The 18,677-nt window shown below is 70.0% G+C and carries 9 protein-coding genes; 4 read left to right on the forward strand and 5 right to left on the reverse strand.

Annotated features, from left to right (window positions below; translation table 11 throughout):
* The first annotated feature begins 38 nt into the window (after window positions 1–38).
* From GQQ95_RS04620 to glpK, 3 genes are all read left to right on the forward strand, one after another.
* Entirely contained in the window at window positions 39–1,796 is a 1,758-nt protein-coding gene (locus GQQ95_RS04620; RefSeq protein ID WP_157426493.1) for a glycerol-3-phosphate dehydrogenase/oxidase, read from the forward strand.
* Between the two features lie 169 nt (window positions 1,797–1,965).
* Window positions 1,966–2,715 carry an MIP/aquaporin family protein gene (locus GQQ95_RS04625; RefSeq protein ID WP_157426494.1) on the forward strand — a complete coding sequence of 250 codons (750 nt, stop codon included), beginning with the start codon at window positions 1,966–1,968 and terminating at the stop codon, window positions 2,713–2,715.
* Window positions 2,716–2,764: 49 nt separating this feature from the next.
* Window positions 2,765–4,279 carry a glycerol kinase GlpK gene (glpK, locus tag GQQ95_RS04630; RefSeq protein WP_157426495.1) on the forward strand — a complete coding sequence of 505 codons (1,515 nt, stop codon included), beginning with the start codon at window positions 2,765–2,767 and terminating at the stop codon, window positions 4,277–4,279.
* A gap of 82 nt (window positions 4,280–4,361) precedes the next feature.
* Here glpK and GQQ95_RS04635 read toward each other — a convergent pair whose 3' ends face one another.
* From GQQ95_RS04635 to GQQ95_RS04655, 5 genes are read right to left on the reverse strand one after another with little or no spacing between them, the layout of a single operon-like run.
* Window positions 4,362–5,183 carry an HAD family hydrolase gene (locus GQQ95_RS04635; protein ID WP_157426496.1) on the reverse strand — a complete coding sequence of 274 codons (822 nt, stop codon included), beginning with the start codon at window positions 5,181–5,183 and terminating at the stop codon, window positions 4,362–4,364.
* Entirely contained in the window at window positions 5,180–5,761 is a 582-nt protein-coding gene (locus tag GQQ95_RS04640) for a GNAT family N-acetyltransferase (protein ID WP_157426497.1), read from the reverse strand. Before GQQ95_RS04640 ends, GQQ95_RS04635 begins: the two co-directional genes overlap by 4 nt.
* A gap of 18 nt (window positions 5,762–5,779) precedes the next feature.
* A complete protein-coding gene (gene trpS, locus GQQ95_RS04645) occupies window positions 5,780–6,790 on the reverse strand; it encodes a tryptophan--tRNA ligase (RefSeq protein WP_157426498.1) in 1,011 nt (336 codons plus the stop codon).
* A 60-nt stretch (window positions 6,791–6,850) separates the two neighbouring features.
* Window positions 6,851–7,678 (reverse strand): exodeoxyribonuclease III, encoded by an 828-nt coding sequence (locus tag GQQ95_RS04650; protein WP_157426499.1) that lies wholly within the window; start codon window positions 7,676–7,678, stop codon window positions 6,851–6,853.
* A gap of 10 nt (window positions 7,679–7,688) precedes the next feature.
* A complete protein-coding gene (locus GQQ95_RS04655) occupies window positions 7,689–8,999 on the reverse strand; it encodes a YihY/virulence factor BrkB family protein (RefSeq protein WP_157426500.1) in 1,311 nt (436 codons plus the stop codon).
* Window positions 9,000–9,284: 285 nt separating this feature from the next.
* Here GQQ95_RS04655 and GQQ95_RS04660 point away from each other — a divergent pair, with 285 nt between their 5' ends.
* Entirely contained in the window at window positions 9,285–18,566 is a 9,282-nt protein-coding gene (locus GQQ95_RS04660) for a VWA domain-containing protein (RefSeq protein WP_157426501.1), read from the forward strand.
* The last annotated feature ends 111 nt before the right edge of the window (window positions 18,567–18,677 follow it).

Genomic DNA, 18,677 nt, shown 5'->3' on the forward strand with positions numbered 1-18,677 from the left:
GCAAGCCGCACGTCCACGCACACTCCGAGAGGACAGCGATGTCGCACCCGACGACCCCGCAGCACACGCCAGACCACCACCACCTCGGAGCCTCCGCTCCCCGGGCGGAGGTCGCCGCCCTTCGCGCACGCCCGACGGCGCAGGTCGTCGTCATCGGCGGCGGCATCAACGGCATCGCGACCTTCCGCGACCTCGCCCTGCAGGGCGTCGAGGTCGTGCTCGTCGAGCGCGACGACTTCGTCTCCGGCGCGTCGTCTGCGTCGTCGCACATGATCCACGGCGGCATCCGCTATCTCGAGAACGGCGAGTTCCGGCTCGTGAAGGAGTCGGTCACCGAGCGCAACGCCCTCATCCGCATCGCGCCGCACTACGTGAAGCCGCTCGAGACGACCGTGCCGATCTACTCGACGTTCTCGGGCATCCTCTCGGCACCGCTGCGCTTCCTCACCCATCGCTCCGGCAAGCCCACCGAGCGCGGCGCCGCGCTCATCAAGACCGGCCTGACCATCTACGACGCCTTCTCGCGCGACGGCGGCTCCGTGCCGCGGCACCGGTTCCACGGCCGCGCGCGGTCGCTGGCCGAGCTGCCCGCGCTGGACCCGCGCATCAAGTACACGGCGACGTACTACGACGCGAGCATGCACGACCCCGAGCGGCTCGCACTCGACGTGCTCTTCGACGGGCTCGCCGCCGGGCCCAACGCACGCTCCGCCAACCACCTCGCCGCGGTCGGGATGGACGCCGACGGCGTGCGCGTGCGCGACGGGCTGACCGGCGAGGAGTTCTCCATCGCCGCCGACGTCGTCGTGAACACGAGCGGGCCATGGACCGACCTCACGAACGAGGACCTCGGTCGGGGCACCCGCTACATGGGCGGCACGAAGGGCTCGCACATCGTGCTCGATCACCCCGAACTGCTCGAGGCCACCGGTGGCCGGGAGATCTTCTTCGAGCACGAGGACGGTCGCATCGTGCTCATCTACCCGCTCAAGGGGCGGGTCATGGTCGGCACGACCGACCTCGAGCACGACATGCGCGAGCCCGCGATCTGCACCGAGGAGGAGGTCGACTACTTCTTCGAGCTCATCGCGCACGTTTTCCCAGCGATCGCCGTCGACCGTTCGCAGATCGTCTACCGCTTCTCGGGCGTTCGCCCGCTGCCCCGCCACGACGACACGCAGCCCGGCTTCGTGAGCCGCGACTACCGCATCGAGCGGGCGGATGTCGCGGAGCGGCCGGGCACGACGGTGCTGAGCCTCGTCGGGGGCAAGTGGACGACCTTCCGCGCACTGGCCGAGCACCTCTCGGACGAGGTGCTCGGGCTGCTCGGACAGGACCGGGTGCGCTCGACCGAGGGCGTTCCCATCGGCGGCGGAGCCGGCTACCCGGTCACCGACGACGCCCGCCTGGTGTGGCTCGTGGGCCACGACGACGAGGTGGGTCGCGCCCGCGCCGAGGCCCTGCTCGAGCGCTACGGGACCCGCGCCGAGGCGTACCTCGACGAGGTCGACGGCGAGACCGAGCGCCCCCTCGAGCACCACGCCGGCTACACGCAGGGCGAGATCACCCGGCTCGTGCGGAACGAGCGCGTCGTGCACCTCACCGACCTGGTGCTGCGCCGCACGAGCATCGCGTTCACCGGGTCGTTGACGGCGCCCCTGCTCGACGAGCTGGCGGACCTCACGGGCGACGAGCTCGGCTGGGACGCCGCGCGCCGTCGGAGCGAGATCGAGGCGGCGCGCGAACTCCTGGCGTCGCGTCACGGCGTTCGCCTGAGCGAGGTCGCCGCCGCCTGAGCCACCGCCGGTGGCGGCTCGCCACCGGCCGGTGGGGCGGGTGCACATCTGCACGGATGTGCACCCGAATCGCCCTCGCAACGCCCTCGCGGCTGGATACGGTACCTCGGGGCCACTCGCCCCGGTACCTCGGCCCGCTGCCTCGCGGGCACCAGACAGGAAGGTCAACGTGGACAATCTCGGAATCGTGTTCCTCTCGGAGCTCGTCGGCACGGCGCTGCTCGTGCTGCTCGGCTGCGGCGTCGTCGCCAACGTCATCCTCGCCAAGACGAAGGGCTTCGGCGGCGGAACGCTCATGATCAACATCGGCTGGGGCCTCGCGGTCTTCGTCGGCGTCATCGTCTCCTACGCCTCCGGCGCACAGCTGAACCCGGCGGTCACCCTCGGCCTGGTCGCCAACGGCGCCAGCGAGTTCGGCATGGGCGTCCCGGTGAACCTCGTGTCGGTACTCGTGTACATCGCCGCGCAGACGATCGGCGCCTTCATCGGCGCGATCTTCTGCTGGCTCGCGTACAAGCAGCACTTCGACGCCGAACCGGATGCCGCGAACAAGCTCGGCGTGTTCTCGACGGGTCCGGCCATCCGCTCCTACGGCTGGAACCTCGTCACCGAGATCATCGGCACCTTCGTGCTCGTCTTCGTCATCATCGGCTTCACGAACGGCGGCACGCCGGCCGAACTCGGCGCCATCCCCGTCGCGTTCCTCGTGATCGCGATCGGCGCCTCCCTCGGTGGCCCGACCGGGTACGCCATCAACCCGGCCCGTGACCTCGCACCCCGCATCGCACACGCCCTGCTGCCGATCAAGGACAAGGGCGGCAGCGACTGGTCGTACTCGTGGGTCCCCGTGGTCGGCCCGATCATCGGCGGCGTGCTCGCCGGCCTCGCCGCCATCCCGCTCCTGCCGATCCTCGGCTGAGCCGCGGCATCCGCCTCCATCCATTCACTGACAGCAACGGAGTTCTCAGATGAGCGACTACATCCTCGCGATCGACCAGGGCACGACCTCGTCGCGCGCCATCATCTTCGACAAGGCCGGTTCGATCGTCGCGACCGGGCAGCTCGAGCACGAGCAGATCTTCCCGAAGGCGGGCTGGGTCGAGCACGATCCGGCCGAGATCTGGCGCAACACGCGCGAGGTCATCGGCCAGGCCCTCGGCAAGGCGAACCTGACGAGGCATGACATCGCGGCGGTGGGCATCACGAACCAGCGCGAGACCGCGGTCGTGTGGGACAAGAACACCGGCGAGCCGGTGTACAACGCGATCGTCTGGCAGGACACCCGCACCCAGTCGATCGTCGACCGGCTCGCGGCCGACGGCGGCGTCGAGCGGTTCAAGCCGGTCGTCGGCCTGCCGTTGGCGACGTACTTCTCGGGCACGAAGATCGTCTGGATCCTCGAGAACGTCGAGGGCGCCCGTGAGAAGGCCGAGGCCGGCGACCTGCTGTTCGGCACGACCGACACGTGGGTGCTCTGGAACCTGACCGGCGGTGTCGACGGCGGCGTGCACGCGACCGACGTCACCAACGCGTCACGCACGATGTTCATGGACCTCGAGACGCTCTCCTGGCGCGACGACATCCTCGAGGCGTTCGGCGTGCCGAAGTCGATGCTGCCCGAGATCCGCTCCTCCTCCGAGGTCTACGGCGTGGCGAACGAGCACTCGCTCCTGCGGGAGACGCCGATCGCGGGCATCCTGGGCGACCAGCAGGCCGCGACCTTCGGCCAGGCGGCGTTCGATGCCGGCGAATCGAAGAACACCTACGGCACCGGCAACTTCCTCATCTTCAACACCGACACCGAGATCATCCACTCCAAGAACGGGCTGCTCACGACGATCGGCTACAAGCTCGGCGACGGCCCCGTGCACTACGCGCTCGAGGGGTCGATCGCGGTCACGGGCTCGCTGATCCAGTGGCTCCGCGACAACCTCGGCCTCATCTCCTCCGCCGCCGAGGTCGAGACGCTCGCCAAGAGCGTCGAGGACAACGGCGGCGCCTACTTCGTGCCGGCCTTCTCGGGGCTCTTCGCTCCGTACTGGCGGCCCGACGCCCGCGGCGCACTCGTGGGCCTGACCCGCTACGTGAACAAGGGACACATCGCGCGGGCGGCCCTCGAGGCGATCGCGTTCCAGACCAGGGACGTGGTCGAGGCCGTGAACGCCGATGCGGGCATCGACCTGACCGAGCTGCGCGTCGACGGCGGCGCGACCGCCAACGACACGCTGCTGCAGTTCCAGGCCGACATCCTCGGCGTGCCGGTCGTCCGACCGGTCGTCGCGGAGACCACTGCCCTGGGGGCCGCATACGCGGCGGGGCTGGCGGTCGGGTTCTGGTCGGGACTCGATGACCTGGCCAAGAACTGGCAGGAGGACAAGCGCTGGACGCCCTCGATGGAGGACGCCGAGCGCGAGCGCCTCGACCGGAGCTGGAAGAAGGCCGTCACGAAGACGCTCGACTGGGTCGACGCCGACGTGGACTAGCCGCGTCCGGCGGTTAGAGTGGGGACGCGGGTCGGTCGCATGGGGGTGCGGCCGACCCGATCTCATGCCCTGACCGGGTGATTCAGCCGTTCGCCGAGCGTTCCTCGGGCGCCGGGCCGCGCGCCTCCGCGCCTTCGGGTGCCGGATGGGTGCGGTGCGCCCAGAGCTCGCTCAGCCGGGGGGCGAGCTCGTCGAGGCCGGTGATCACGACGACCCCCGCGGCGGCGATGGCGGACGCCTCGGCCGGGGCCACCGGGGTCGCCCAGCGGTCGATCCAGACGCCGTCGAGGCCGGCCGCCGCGGCCCCGAGCGCGTCGGTGCCGAGCCGATCGCCGACGTACGCGACGTGCGACACGGGCGCGGATTCCGCGAACGACGCGATCGCATGCTCGAAGATGCGTCGATCGGGCTTCGTCACGCCGAGGGCGCCCGAGGCGATCACGTGCTCGAAGCGGTCGAGGATGCCGAGGCGTTCGAGCTTCGCGCGCTGGAAGTCGGATTCGCCGTTTGTGATGATGCCGAAGCGCACCCCCGGGAACGCGCGACGGAGACGATCGAGCGCGGGTAGCGCATCGCCGTGCAGCGCCCAGGCGTCGCGGTAGCGCTCGAAGTAGCGATCGAACCATGCCCCCGAGGCAGGATCGTCGAGGACGTCGCCGTGGGCTCGGGCGAAGTCCCGCGCCCGCGCCCGACGCTGACCCTCGAAGCTCATCCTCCCGTCGAGGTAGGAGTGGTAGTGCTCCTCCTCGAGGGCGTGCCAGAGTCGCTGGGCGGCCTCGACGTCGCCCTCGTATGCGCGTTCGAGCATGTGGTCGACGATGCCGGTGGCCACCGCCTCCCGGTGGGCCATCAAGGTGTCATCGAGGTCGAAGAGCACGACGGCCCGGGCGGCGGTCGCGCTCATCTCGCGACCTCGAGGAGGTCGCTCCAGCTCGCCTCGGCGCGCGGGTCCGCGACGCGCTCCCGGACGGCGTACCAGGCGGGCAGCGTGGTCTCGCCGTCGCGGGTCGGAACCGTGGGGTTCTCGGGCGTGATTCGCCGGAATCCCGCGGCCCTGGCGACCTTGGCGGAACCGACGTTGCCCTCGACGGCACGCCAGAACACCGTGGACGACCCCGGGATGCCGCCGCCGAGCACCCACTCCGCGACGGCCGTGACCGCCTCGCTCATGAATCCGGCGCCCCGATGCTCGGAGCCCATCCAGAAGCCGATCTCGCGCTGCGTCTCGCGCACGCTCACGACACCGAGCAACGGAGCCGCCTCAGCGCGGCGGATGGCCCAGGTGAGCTCGGACTCGGAGCGCCATCCCGACGGGACATACGTTCCGAGGAATGCATCCGCGTCCGTTCGGGTGTACGGCCAGGGCGTCGTCAGCCAGCGCTCGAAGATCGGGTCCTGGCAGTACCGTGTGACGAGCTCGGCGTCATCTGGTACGGGCAGGTCGAGCCGGAGTCGGGGCGTGCGAAGGACGACTGGGCGCATCGTGTGCTCGCGCCGGGCTCAGCCGCGACGGACGAAGCCGACGCGGTCGTAGACCTCGCGGAGCTTCACCTCGGCGCGTGCGGCGGCCTTGTCGGCGCCGATGGCGAGGAGCCGGTCGAGCTCGGCCGGGTCGGCCATCAGCTCGAGCGTGCGCGCGCGGATCGGTGCGAGGCGGTCGACCACGAGTTCGGCGAGGTCCTTCTTGAAGTCGCCGTACCCGCGGCCGGCGTACTCGCCCTCGATCTCGGCCACCGGCCGGCCCGTGACGGCCGAGTAGATGTCGAGCAGATTCGAGATGCCCGGCTTCTCATCGCGGTCGTACCGCACCTCGCGGCCAGTGTCGGTCATCGCGCTCTTGAACTTCTTGGCCGTGACCGACGGGTCGTCGAGCAGCTTGACCAGGCCGGCCTCGCTCGTCGCGGACTTCGACATCTTCGAGCTCGGGTCCTGCAGGTCGTAGATTCGGGCCGAGGCCTTGGGGATCAGCGCCTCGGGCACGGTGAACGTCTGCCCGTACCTGGAGTTGAACCGCGTCGCGAGATCACGCGTGAGCTCGAGGTGCTGGCGCTGGTCGTCGCCGACCGGCACTGCGTCGGTGCCGTAGAGCAGGATGTCGGCCGCCATCAGCACGGGGTAGGTGAACAGTCCCACCGTCGTGGCATCCGCGCCCTGCTTCGACGACTTGTCCTTGAACTGCGTCATGCGGCTCGCCTCGCCGAAGCCGGTGATGGTGCTGAGCACCCAGGCGAGCTCGGCGTGGGCGGGCACGTGCGACTGCACGAAGAGCGTCGACCGCTCGAGGTCGACGCCGGCCGCGAGGTACTGCGCGGCGGTGCGACGCACGTTCTCGCGCAGCGCCTTCGGCTCCTGCGCCACGGTGATGGCGTGCAGGTCGACGACGCAGTAGATCGGATCGGAGTCGTCCTGGAGCGCGACCCAGTTCACGAGGGCGCCGAGGTAGTTGCCGAGGTGCAGGGAATCGGCCGACGGCTGCATGCCGGAGAAGATGACGGGCCTGGCGGAGTTCATGATCGTGGTTCTTTCGTCGAGAGGTCGAGGAATCGGGCGACGGCCGCGTGCGGCATCCGCTCAGACGGCGTAGTCGACGACCACGGGGGAGTGGTCGGAGAAGCGAGCGTCGTAGGTCGCGGCGCGATCGACCCGGTAGTCGGTCACGAGCTCGGCCAGCGCCGGGGTCGCGAGCTGGTAGTCGATGCGCCAGCCCGCGTCGTTGTCGAACGCCTTGCCGCGGAACGACCACCAGGTGTACGGCCCGTCGACCTCGCCGGCGAAGCGGCGCCCGACGTCGACCCAGCCGAGGCCGTGGTCCTCCGAGCCCTCGGCGCCGACGAAGCGGTCGAAGTACGCGCGCTCCTCGGGGAGGAAGCCGGCACGCTTGACGTTGCCCTTCCAGTTGCGGATGTCGAGGGTGCGATGCCCGACATTGAGGTCGCCGACGACGAGCGCGAGCTCGGAGTGCGCCTGGAGCTCTGGCAGCCGCGCCTGCATCGCGTCGAGGAACTTGAACTTCTCGACCTGCTTCGGGGTGTCGGCCTCGCCGGAGTGCACGTACGCGCTCACGAGCGTGACGATGCGACCGTCGACCTCGTAGTCGGCCTCGAGCCACCGGCCGGCGGTGTCGAAGTCGGGACCGCCGAGTTCGACGCGGTGGATGCTCGCCCGACGGCGGCTCGCGATGGCGACACCCGCGCGGCCCTTCGCCGTGGCGGGGTCGTGCAGGATGTCCCACTCGTCGCCGAGCAGGGCCTGCAGGTCTTCGGTGGACGCGCGCACCTCCTGCAGGGCGAGCAGGTCGACGTCGCGGCCGGCGAGCCACTCGCCCATGCCGCGGCGATACGCGGCTCGCACCCCGTTCACGTTGACGCTGGCGACACGGAGACGAGAGGGCGAAGGCATGCCCTCGATCCTATTCGAGGCGTCCGACGTCGATCGTCGTGGAGCGGCCCGAGGCCACCTTCGCGACCGCGGCCTCCGCCTCGTCGAGCTCGAGCCGCGCCTTCGCCACCCGCCGGCGAGCGGCGAAGGACGCGAGCCAGTTCGCGTCCGCGGCATCCGCTTCGGCTTCTCGGAGCCGGACCCGGGCGACCGTCAGCGCCGCCTCGGCCTCGCGCCGGTGGCGCTCGGCCTCGAGCTGCTCGGGGCTGAGCGAGAGCAGCGTCTCGTTGGCGTCGGATGCCTCGACCGCGATCCAGCTCGCCGCCACGAGGATGACGATGCTCGTCATCCGGAACCAGAAGAGGAGCGCGATGAAGACGGCGAAGGTCGCGAGCAGGGGGTTGCTGCTCGCGAAGCCGATGAGCACGCCGCCGAGCAACTGCATGACCGAGAGCGCAGCGGAGCCCAGGACCGAGCCGATCACCATGCGCCGCCACGGCATCTCGGCGCCGGAGAGGTAGCGGAACAGCACCGCGAGGGCGAGCGTGTCGATCACGAAGACCACGACGATGGCACCGACCTGCACGAAGAAGGCCGACAGGCCGGAATCGCGCTCGACGCCGATGAGCGAGAGCAGCCACGTGACGAATCCGGTCGTGAGGACCGAGAGCGCGGACGCGAGGAGGAGGACCGCGCCGAACATGAGGCCGGCGACGAGGTCGCGCGCCTTCAGCAGGGCGTAGGAGCGGGTGTCCTTCGGGAGGCCGAAGATGCTGCGCACGCCGATGCGGGTATAGGTGACCCACCCGATCGCGGTCCAGATGAATCCGATCAGGGCGATGCCGCCGGTCCAGCCGAGGGTGCCCGTGCTCGTCGACGTGATCGCGACGAGCTCGTCGGTCGAGATGATGCCCTCGTCGCCGATGAGTCCCGGCGCGTAGGTGTTCAGGAGCAGCGCGAACGCCTCCATGGTGTCGTCGTTGTTCGTGAACCAGATGCCGAAGACGGCGAACACCACGTAGACGGCGGCGAAGACGCCGAAGAGCGCCTGGTAGCTCATGCCCGACGAGAGGATGAAGCCGTTTTGCGCCAGGAAGTAGCGCCACACGCGCACGGGGAGCAGCGCGAGGGTCCGGTTCGTGAGCGAGGTGACGCGGTTGATCGGCTGCTCGAAGCGTTCGCGGAGGGGCTCGCTGAGCTCGTCGAGTCGTTCGCGGGCCGAACGCGCGACCGCCTCCTCGAGGGGCGTCGAAGTCTCGGGATGTCCCGCGCCGTTCGCCCGCGTCGCCGGTCGGTGGCGGTCGGGGGCGTCCCCGGGCTCTGACGACGCGCGCTCGCTCACCGTCCCAGCGTACTGAGCGTGGCGGCGGCACTCGCTCGGGGCCGCGCGCAGCAGCGACCGAAGGAGGTCCGATCACCGATTCCGCTCGCCGACCTGTACCCCCCCGTACTGGTTACACAGCATGGAAACCCTTGAGTTTCCGGGGAAGTCGCTTCGAATACCCCCCGTATTGGTCACGGCGCTGCCCTGTCGGGCGATCCCTGCCGAGTGGTTGACTCGGCGCACCTGCGTAATCCTCACATTCCATTCCGCATGTCTGACCCGACACACGAAGGTTGAACGACGATGAGCAACTTCCTCGGATTCCGTCACGACGACTCCGCACAGCAGCCCCGACGGGCGCGGCGTCGGCGGGAGGCGAGACGCGCACGTTCCCTTCGCGGTCTGATCGCGACCATCGCGGTCGGCGGACTGCTCGCGGTCGGCCTGCCGACCATGGCGTTCGCCGACCCGGCGGACGAGCCGCAGGCCACGACCACCAGCGAGCCGACGGATGCGGCGACCCTGGCCGAGACCCCGTCCGACGCGCCGACCGAGGAAGCGCCTGCCGAGGAGGCCCCCGCCGAGGAGACGCCGGCAGACGAGCCGCCCGCAGAGGAGTCACCGGCGGAGGAGGCTCCCACCGAGGAAACGCCGGCCGAAGAGACACCGGTCGAGGAGACGCCGGCCGAGGAGGAGCCCACGACGGACGAAAAGTCCGAGGCCCCTCAGAAGAAGGCCGCCAAGAAGGCTGACGGGGAGGGCGGGGTCAATGCGCTCGTCGTGCCCCCGGCCGGGCCCACCGAGGCGGTCGTCACCGTTCGCACCGGCGACGTCCGGTCGCTCGCCGACCCCAACTCGATCTCCGCCCTCCAGGGCGTGCAACTCGGCCTCTACACCTCCCGCACCGGCGGCACGCTCCTGTTCACCTGTACGACCGACGCCGACGGCGACTGCAACTTCGTCATTCCCGAGACCGGTACCGGTGGAGTGAACCGCGACCGTCAGATGTGGGTCCGCCAGATCTCCGCCCCGGGAACGCACTTCACGAACCCGTCGCTCCGCACCGGCGACGCCTTCGGCGGCGACAACCAGCAGACCAGCTACAGCTTCCGCGTCGGACTGCTGAGCGGAGGCACCTGGCAGATCCGCGCCGGCAACACCTACAGCACGACCCCGCCGGCCGAGTTCATGGTCGGCACGGGCAACACGAACCGCGACGCCTCCGGCGGCGTCTGGCAGAGTTCGCGGGTCAACCCGCTGCTGCCCCAGCAGTGCGGCCTCGACGTCGCCCTCATCATGGACCTCTCGGGGTCGGTGAACCCCGCGATCGTGCAGGCCCGTGCGGCCGGTGTCACGCTCGTCAACTCGCTCGTGGGCACGCCCTCGCGCGTCGGCCTCTTCACCTTCGCCCAGTCTGCGCCCGCTCCGGGCGCCAACAACCAGAACCGGAGCATCGCTTCGGTGTCGAACCAGCCCGCCGCCGACATCGTGAACGGCTACATCAACGGCCTCACCGCGCCGGCGAGCGGCACCACGAACTGGGACCGCGGACTCTGGCAGGTCGCGAACTCCCCGACGCAGTACGACGTCGCCATCATCCTCACCGACGGCAACCCGACGGTGTACGGCACCGAGACCACCCCGGGCAACTTCACGCGAACCCGTGAGGTCGAGAACGCCGTCTTCTCGGCGAACTCGATCAAGTCCGAGGCGACCCGCGTGATCGCGCTCGGTGTCGGGTCCGGTGTCACGAACGCGGACACGGCCCTCAACCTGCGGGCGATCTCGGGCGGCATCCCGTTCAACGGAGGCAACGCGACCGCGGCCGACTACTACCAGACCGCCGACTACGCGGCTGCCGGGGCCGCCCTCAAGCAGATCGCCCTCGGCAACTGCCAGGGATCGGTGTCGGTGACCAAGGCGGTCGTCCCGCCGGGAGGCACGATCGACGACGCCCAGGCCGCAGGCGGCTGGGCGATCTCGGCGACCGAACCGTCGACCGGCATCACGGTGAACACCCCGAACCCGGCCGATGGCCTGACGGCTCCGGTCACGGGCGTCATCAGCTACCCGCTCGACTTCGCCGGCGGCACGAACTCCGGCACCGTGGTCATCCGCGAGACGCAGCAGAGCGGGCACACGGTCATTCCGCAGGGCGCGTTGAACGCGACCTGTCGCGATCTCAACACCGACACCCCGATCGCCGGGGTCACGAACAACAACTCCGTTCCGGGCCAGCCGGGCATCAACGTGCCTGTCAGTCCGACGACGGCCGTGAGCTGCATCTTCTTCAACCAGGCTCCGAACCCCGCCGCGAGTGTCGTGGTCGACAAGCTGTGGGCCGTCAACGGGCAGCCCGCCGTCCCGAACGGCTCGCAGGACCCCTCGCTCGTCGGCAACGCCGACGTGAACGGCGCGACCACCGGGTTCGGCACCGAGGTGGGCGGATTCACCGCCGGGCAGTCCATCCCGATCACCGAGCAGCTCACGGCGCTCCCCACGACGTGCGAGCTCGTCGGCCAGCGGGTCACGGGGGTGAACGGCGCCGGGGCGGACTTCGACCTCGGTGGCGGAGCGTACTCCCTCACCCTCCTGGGCGGACTGAACACCGTCGAGATCACGAACACGATCACCTGTCCGACCAAGCTGACGCTGCGGAAGGAGGTCATCGGTGGCGGTGTGGCGACCGACCTCTGGACCCTCGACGCGATCAACGGCCCGACGGACTTCCCGGCCGGCAACGACTCCGGCGACGGTGTCACCGGCACCGTGACCCCCGGCGTCGTCTACGCCCTCGCCGAGTCCGACGGCGACCCGCGCTACCTGCAGGTCGACAACCGTGATCCGGTCCTCGCGGTGCCCGGCTCGACGGGCAGCTGGGCGTGCGTGCCGCTCGACGCGGACGGCAACCCGACCGGTGGCAACGCCGGCGGCCTCAACGGCGGCGTGAACGTCGGCTTCGGCAACTGGGTGCAGTGCACCGCGGTGAACCAGACCGCCCAGGTCGAACTCCGCAAGGTCGTGAACCCCGCGAACGGCGGCGACGCCGTCCCCGCCGACTGGGACCTCACCGCCACGCCGGTCGACCCGCCCGCGGGCATCGTCTCGTCGACGGTGACGAGTGGCACGACGATCCTCGTCCGCCCCGGCGTGACGTACGAACTCTCCGAGGAGAACGGTCCGGCCGGATACGACCTCGAGTCGCTCCAGTGCAACGTCGGGCCTGAGGGCACCTACGTGGATGTCACCGACATCACGCTCGACCCGACGGAGTCGGCGATCTGCGTGTTCACGAACATCGCCGAACTGCCGAAGATCTCCCTCGACAAGGTCGTCTCGCCCACGGGCGTCGCCGACAAGACGTCGTGGACGCTGAGCGCGAGCCGCGCCGACAACGCCGCCGTCGTCGCCACCGGTGCCGGCGGCACGTCCGGCCAGTTCGTGAGCGTGCCCGCGGGCGTCGCCTTCGACCTCGCCGAGACCACATCGCTCCCGAACGCCGGCGAGTTCCAGGCCGGCACGTGGCAGTGCTTCGTGAACGGCGGACCGGCGATCGCCGGACCCGTGCTCGCGGCGCTCTCGCCGGGAGACGAGGCATCCTGCGTCGTCACGAACACGCTGAAGCCGGTGGTCCCGACCATCACGAAGACGGCGGCGGTCCCGACCCCGAACGCCGACGGCACCTGGACCGTCGAGTACGACATCGTCGTGACCAACCCGAGCAACTTCCAGGACCTCGCGTACAGCCTGACCGACCAGCTGCAGTTCGGCGGCAACGTCACCGTGAACAGCGCGAGCTACCAGCGGACGCTCCCGGCGCCGCCGGGCGCGAGCACCTCGTGGACGGTTCCGTTCACCGACGTCCAGGCGTTCGCCGGTGAGCCGACGCTCGTCAAGGCCACGTCGCACACCTGGCACGTCACGGTGAACGCGACGGTCGCACCGGGATCCGACTTCGGGGGCACCAGCCCGACCGCCTGCGACGCCGGGACCCCCGGCACCGTCGGCTTCCTCAACACGGCCGTCATGACCGTGGCGGGCGTCGACTACCCGGCTCAGGACTGCACGATTCCGGTGAAGCCGACCATCGCCAAGGTGGGCGGCACGGCCGTCGACAACGGTGACGGCACGTGGACCCTCCCGTACCGGATCACGGTCACGAACCCGTCCGCCACGACCGGCGTGGTCTACGACCTCGGCGACGCCCTCGATCTTCCGGCCGCGGCCGAGATCGTCGGCACCCCGGTCGTCGTAGCGAAGCCGGCGGGCGTCACGACGGTTCCCACGTGGACCGGCCAGGCTCCGAACACGCTGCTCGCCGATGACATCGCCCTCGCCGGCGGTGCGGCGGCGCACGTGTACGACATCACGGTGACGGTGCGCCTCGATTCCGACGACGCCGAGTTCATCTGCCCGAGTGCCGACGGCCTGAACAACACGGCGACCGTCGTCTCGGGCAACCAGTCGACGGATGCCACGGGCTGCGTCGTCATCAACCCGCCGACGATCACCCACACGAAGTCCGTCGTGCCGGGGTCGGTCTCGCAGGCGGTCGACGGCACCTGGAGCATCGCCTACGACATCGTGGTGACGAACACCGGCGCGGTCGGCGGCGTCTACGACCTCGCCGACACGACGCACTTCGGCACCGGCATCACCGGGGGCACCTACTCGGCGACGAAGAACGGCGTGCCGATCGCCGGGTGGACGAACGGCGGCGTCCTCGCCGACAACGCCTACCTCGCGGCCGGCGACCCCGACCCGAGTGACACGTATCGCATCACCGTGACGGGCATCGCCGTCGCCGGGCCCGAGCTCACGCCGGCCCAGACGGCCTGCCCGACCGGTCCCGGATCGGGAGCCTTCCTCAACACGGCGACCCTCACGGTCGCGGGCGTCGACTCCGACAAGTCGGCGTGCGACGCGCCCAGCGCACCGAGGATCGTGAAGTCGGGAGCGACGGCATCGCAGCTGCCTGACGCCACGTGGAACGTGACCTACACGCTCACGGTGTCCAACACCGACCCCGGCGCCAGGCCGTCGTACTACACGCTGACCGATGACCCGGCGTTCCCCGCCGGCGTCGACTACCTCAGCTACACGATCGACGGCGGAGCGCCGGTGAGCCCGTACGACGGCTCGGAGTTCACGGTCGTCGCCGACCAGGCCATCGCGGCGGGCGAGGTCGACGTCTACACCGTCGTCCTCAACGTCGATGCGCCGTCCGGCGCCATCGCTCCCGAAGAGTTCGAGTGCCAGAGCGAGAACAACCCCGACGGCGTCGGCTTCCTGAACGAGGGCATCGTCACGTCGGGTGAGATCATCCGCACCGACGTGGACTGCACCGAGATCAGCCGCGGCGGCGAGCCGACGGTCGAGAAGGGCGACCCGACGGTCACCCAGGGCGGGGACGGGGTCTGGACCCTCGTCTACGACGTCACCGTCACGGGCAACGCCGAGTTCGTCTCGCGCTACGTCCTCGACGACACGCTCCGCTTCGGGCCGGAGGTCGACATCCTCTCGGCCGACTGGGAGAACGCCGACGACCCGACCGAGAACGGCACCTGGACCGACCCCGAGGCGGACCCGACGACGAGCATCGTCGAGACGCCGCGGATCATCGGCGTCGACGCCGTGCACAGCTACACGGTGACGGTCACCGCGAGCGTGGATGCCGCGGCCTTCGAGGACCCGACGACCAACACGTGCTCGCCCTCCGAGGGTGCGCCGAACGTCGGCTTCCTCAACGAGGTCGCCCTGACGACGCCCGGCGGGCAGCCGACGTACGACACGGGCTGTGCGCTTCCGGCGGAGCCCGAGGTGACGAAGACCTTCAACGGACCGGTCACCGGCGACGCGAGTGGGTGGACCGCGAGCTACACCATCACCGTGCACAACACGAGTGACGACCAGGAGCTCGTCTACGACCTCAGCGACACGGCGGACTTCGCCGAAGGCGTGGTCATCACCGGCGCATCCGTCAGCTCCACCGACGTCACGGTCAATCCCGCCTGGGATGGCAACGCCGACACGACGCTGGTCACCGACCAGCCGCTCCCCGGTGGAGCGACCCACACCTTCACGGTGGAGTTCACCTTCACGGTCGAGGCCGATGCCCCCGCCGAGGACCTGGTCTGCGCCACCGACGAGACCGACGGCCAGGGCCTGCTGAACCACGCGGTGGTCACCTCGGGTGACGACTACGAGGCCGACGACTGCGGCGACGTGCCGGTGACGGTCGAGGTCACGAAGTTCTGGGTGATCAACGGCGGCGACCCGATCCCCTGGGACAGCGACGAGCTGCCCGCCGGCTTCGGCGCCACGCTCGTGCTCGACGACGTGTCCTCCGACTGGGACACGGTCTACGGACCGTACTCGGTCGGCAACTCGGTGAGCATCGGCGAGACGGATGTCGCGACGCCCGAGGGCGCCCGATGCTCGCTCGACGCCGACTCGACCACCGGGCTCGGTGACGAGGAGCTGACCGGCGCCGTCAACGAGTTCGAGGTCGTCAACTACGTCGACTGCACGCAGACGGTGACGCTCACCAAGGTCGTCGACAACCAGCACGGCGGCGACGCCGTGGCCGAGGACTGGACGCTGAGCGGCGAGAACGTCGGAGACGACACCGACACCTTCAGCGGTGACGGCACGGCGAACGGCACGGTCGAGGCCGGCGTGGGCTACGCGCTCGACGAGGCCTCGACGGTCTGGGAGAACGGCGTCGAGTACGAGGTCTCCGCGACCTGGACCTGCGAGTCCGACAGCGGCGACGGCGCATTCACCCTGGTGCCCGGCGCGACCGACACGAGCGCCACCCTCACGGTGAACGAGTTCGGTGCGAGCGTCGAGTGCGAGATCACGAACACGGACATCGCGCCCGAGCTCACGCTCGTGAAGGTCGTGGAGCCCGAGGACGTCGCCACCGACTTCCCGCCGACGCTCTGGACCCTGACCGCCAGCGACAACGGCACCGAGGTGCTGTCGGGCGACGGCGGAGCCACCGGCGCGGTCGACTCGAACGTGGCGTACGACCTGGCCGAGGCCGCGAGCTTCGACGAGGCCGACGAGTTCACGGCGAGCGACTGGACCTGCGTGAACGCCGAGGGAGCGCCCATCGCGCTCGATGACGCGGCCGTGACGCTCCAGCCGGGCGACGACGTGACCTGCACGATCACGAACACGGCGGAGCCGGCCACGTACACGTTCGAGAAGACGGTGACGTCGGCCGAGCAGCAGCCCGACGGCACATGGCTCGTCGAGTACGCGATCGAGGTCGTGAACACGAGCGGCGTCTCGCCGCTCGAGTACGACCTCGTCGACACGCTCGACCAGTTCGGTGAGGGCATCACGGTCGACGAGGCCTCGTGGACGAGCTCCGACGGGCGGGACGGCGAGTGGACCGGCCTTCCCGACGACCTCGACACCACGCTCGCCGACGGTCAGGCGCTCGGTGCGGGCGAGACCCACACCTACGACGTGACCGTCGTCGCGACGGTCACCGCGGGCGCCTGGACCGAGGACACCACGCAGTGCTCGAGCGATGAGATGTTCGAGCCCGGCGGGTTCCGCAACGTCGCGACGCTCACGGTCGACGACCTGCCGACCGTCCGCACCGACTGCGACGAGCCCGGCACCTCGTTCGCCGAGAAGCAGGTCCTGGGTGTGCCGGTCTACAACGGCGACGGCACGTTCGACGTCTCCTACGAGATCATGGTGTCCAACGCGAGTGACAAGGACCAGTACTACGACCTGAGCGACACGCCGGCCTTCCCGGCGGGCACGACGTTCACGGCCCAGGCGACCGATCCCGACGGCGACCCGGTGGTCGGCTGGACGGGTGTCGCTCCCGACGACGTGCTGGCGGACGGTCGCCTGCTCGCCGCAGGGACCGGCGAGGGCCCGACCGTCGAGGTCTGGACCATCAACGCCACGGTGAAGGTCGACACGATCACGAACACCGACGATGCGAAGTGCGTCGAGGAGACGAGCGGTCGCGGGTTCTACAACGGCGGTGAGTTCACCACCGGCACGATCACGACGCCGATCAGCGCCTGCGTCGACATCCCGATCGTCGACGTCGGCATCGAGAAGACGGCCGTGCTGCCGGATGGGGTGACGGCCGTCGATGACACCGAGGACAACACCTTCGACTGGGTGCTCACGGTCACGAACCACGGAGTGGACGTCCAGGACCTCGAGGTGACGGACCTCATCGATCCGCAACTCGAGATCACCGGGCCGGCCGTGTTCGAGGCTCCCGAGAACTGGACGGAGTCGACCGTGGGCAACCAGTTCACGGCCGACTACACCGGGACCTTCGTCGAGGGCCAGGTCACGACGATCACGATCCCGGTGCGGGTGCTCCCGGACGAGGTCGAGGCGCCGCCGGCCGTCGGGCCGGACGACCCGGCTCCGGTGCTGCCTGACTTCCCCGAGAACCAGGTGATCCCGAACGTGGACGCGTGCGTGGCGACCAGCGGTTACCAGCCGCCGGCGCCCGGGCTCGCGGCACTGGCGCTCGAGGTCCCCGAGGGCAACATCGGCGACATCTTCCCCGGCAACGACTGCGCCGATGCCGAGGTGCCGGTGAAGAAGGTCGACGCCGGAGCCTACGTGCGATGCGTCGCGGACGTCCCGTGGCTGTACTACGACGTGCGGGCGACCGAGAACGTCACCCCCGGCGACATCACCGTGACGTGGACCTCGGCCGACGGCACGCAGACCAAGGAGCAGACGATCCCGTGGGACGACCGCGAGGGCCGACTCCTGTGGCCGGGCGCCGCGGTCGACGCAGACGGACTGCCGTATGCGTTCCCGGGCTGGCGTCCGATCACCGAGGAGGACCTCACGAACCCGCCGACTCCCGGCACCAGGTTCCTCGACCTCATCCTCGATGACAGCCTGCCCAGCTACGCCTGGCGGGACACGGAGAACCCGGCGTCCATCGAGTTCTCGGTGAACCCGAGCCAGACGGTGCTCGCGGTCTACCCGCAGGCGCTCCCGACCTGTGCGGTCGACCGACCGGCCGAGCTCGAGATCGAGAAGACCGCGAGCGTCACCAGCACGAAGGCGGACGGCGACTTCAGCTACTCGCTGCAGGTGACGTCGGTCGGAACGGGCGCGACGGACCCGACCGAGGTGTTCGACGAGATCCCGGCCATGCTGCGGGTCGACGAGATCACGACGGCGCCGGCTCCCGCGTTCCCGCGCTGGGAGGACTGCGAGGTGACGGGCCAGGACTCGGGCGGTTACGGCGGAACGCTCCACTGCGACCTGCTCGGCCAACTCGGGCCGAACTTCACGACGGCGCCGGTCATCGACCTGGCCGTGCACGTGAAGCCCGGAACGACGGTCTCGACGATCGACAACACCGGCGAGGTGTGCTGGCAGACGGCGGACGACCCTGATCCGGTCACCGAGTGCGCCGACGACACGGTCAGCGTGACGCTGCTCGGCGGCACGGCGATCACCGGGTTCTCGACCGGCCCGTGGATCTGGGGCGCCGCAGGGCTGCTCTTCCTCGGCGGGCTCGCCGTGGTCTGGGTCCTGGTCCGGCGGCGCAGGGAGATCGCCGGAGACTGATCCACGGCTGCCCGGCGGATGAACCCGCCGGGCGGCCGTGACCGACACCCGGAAGCGAGGGGGAACGCGACTGGGGACGAAGAAGGGCCGATGCGTTCTCGCATCGGCCCT

The organism is Agromyces salentinus, from assembly GCF_009749395.1.
In the GTDB taxonomy this organism is placed as follows: Bacteria; Actinomycetota; Actinomycetes; order Actinomycetales; family Microbacteriaceae; genus Agromyces; species Agromyces salentinus.

Bases quoted from the DNA above. Each gene is read 5' to 3' on its own strand.
- glpK (WP_157426495.1), top strand. From the start codon at position 2,765: ATGAGCGACTACATCCTCGCGATCGACCAGGGCACGACCTCGTCGCGC.
- GQQ95_RS04650 (WP_157426499.1), bottom strand. From the start codon at position 7,678: ATGCCTTCGCCCTCTCGTCTCCGTGTCGCCAGCGTCAACGTGAACGGG.
- GQQ95_RS04660 (WP_157426501.1), top strand. From the start codon at position 9,285: ATGAGCAACTTCCTCGGATTCCGTCACGACGACTCCGCACAGCAGCCC.
- trpS (WP_157426498.1), bottom strand. From the start codon at position 6,790: ATGAACTCCGCCAGGCCCGTCATCTTCTCCGGCATGCAGCCGTCGGCC.
- GQQ95_RS04640 (WP_157426497.1), bottom strand. From the start codon at position 5,761: ATGCGCCCAGTCGTCCTTCGCACGCCCCGACTCCGGCTCGACCTGCCC.
- GQQ95_RS04635 (WP_157426496.1), bottom strand. From the start codon at position 5,183: ATGAGCGCGACCGCCGCCCGGGCCGTCGTGCTCTTCGACCTCGATGAC.
- GQQ95_RS04620 (WP_157426493.1), top strand. From the start codon at position 39: ATGTCGCACCCGACGACCCCGCAGCACACGCCAGACCACCACCACCTC.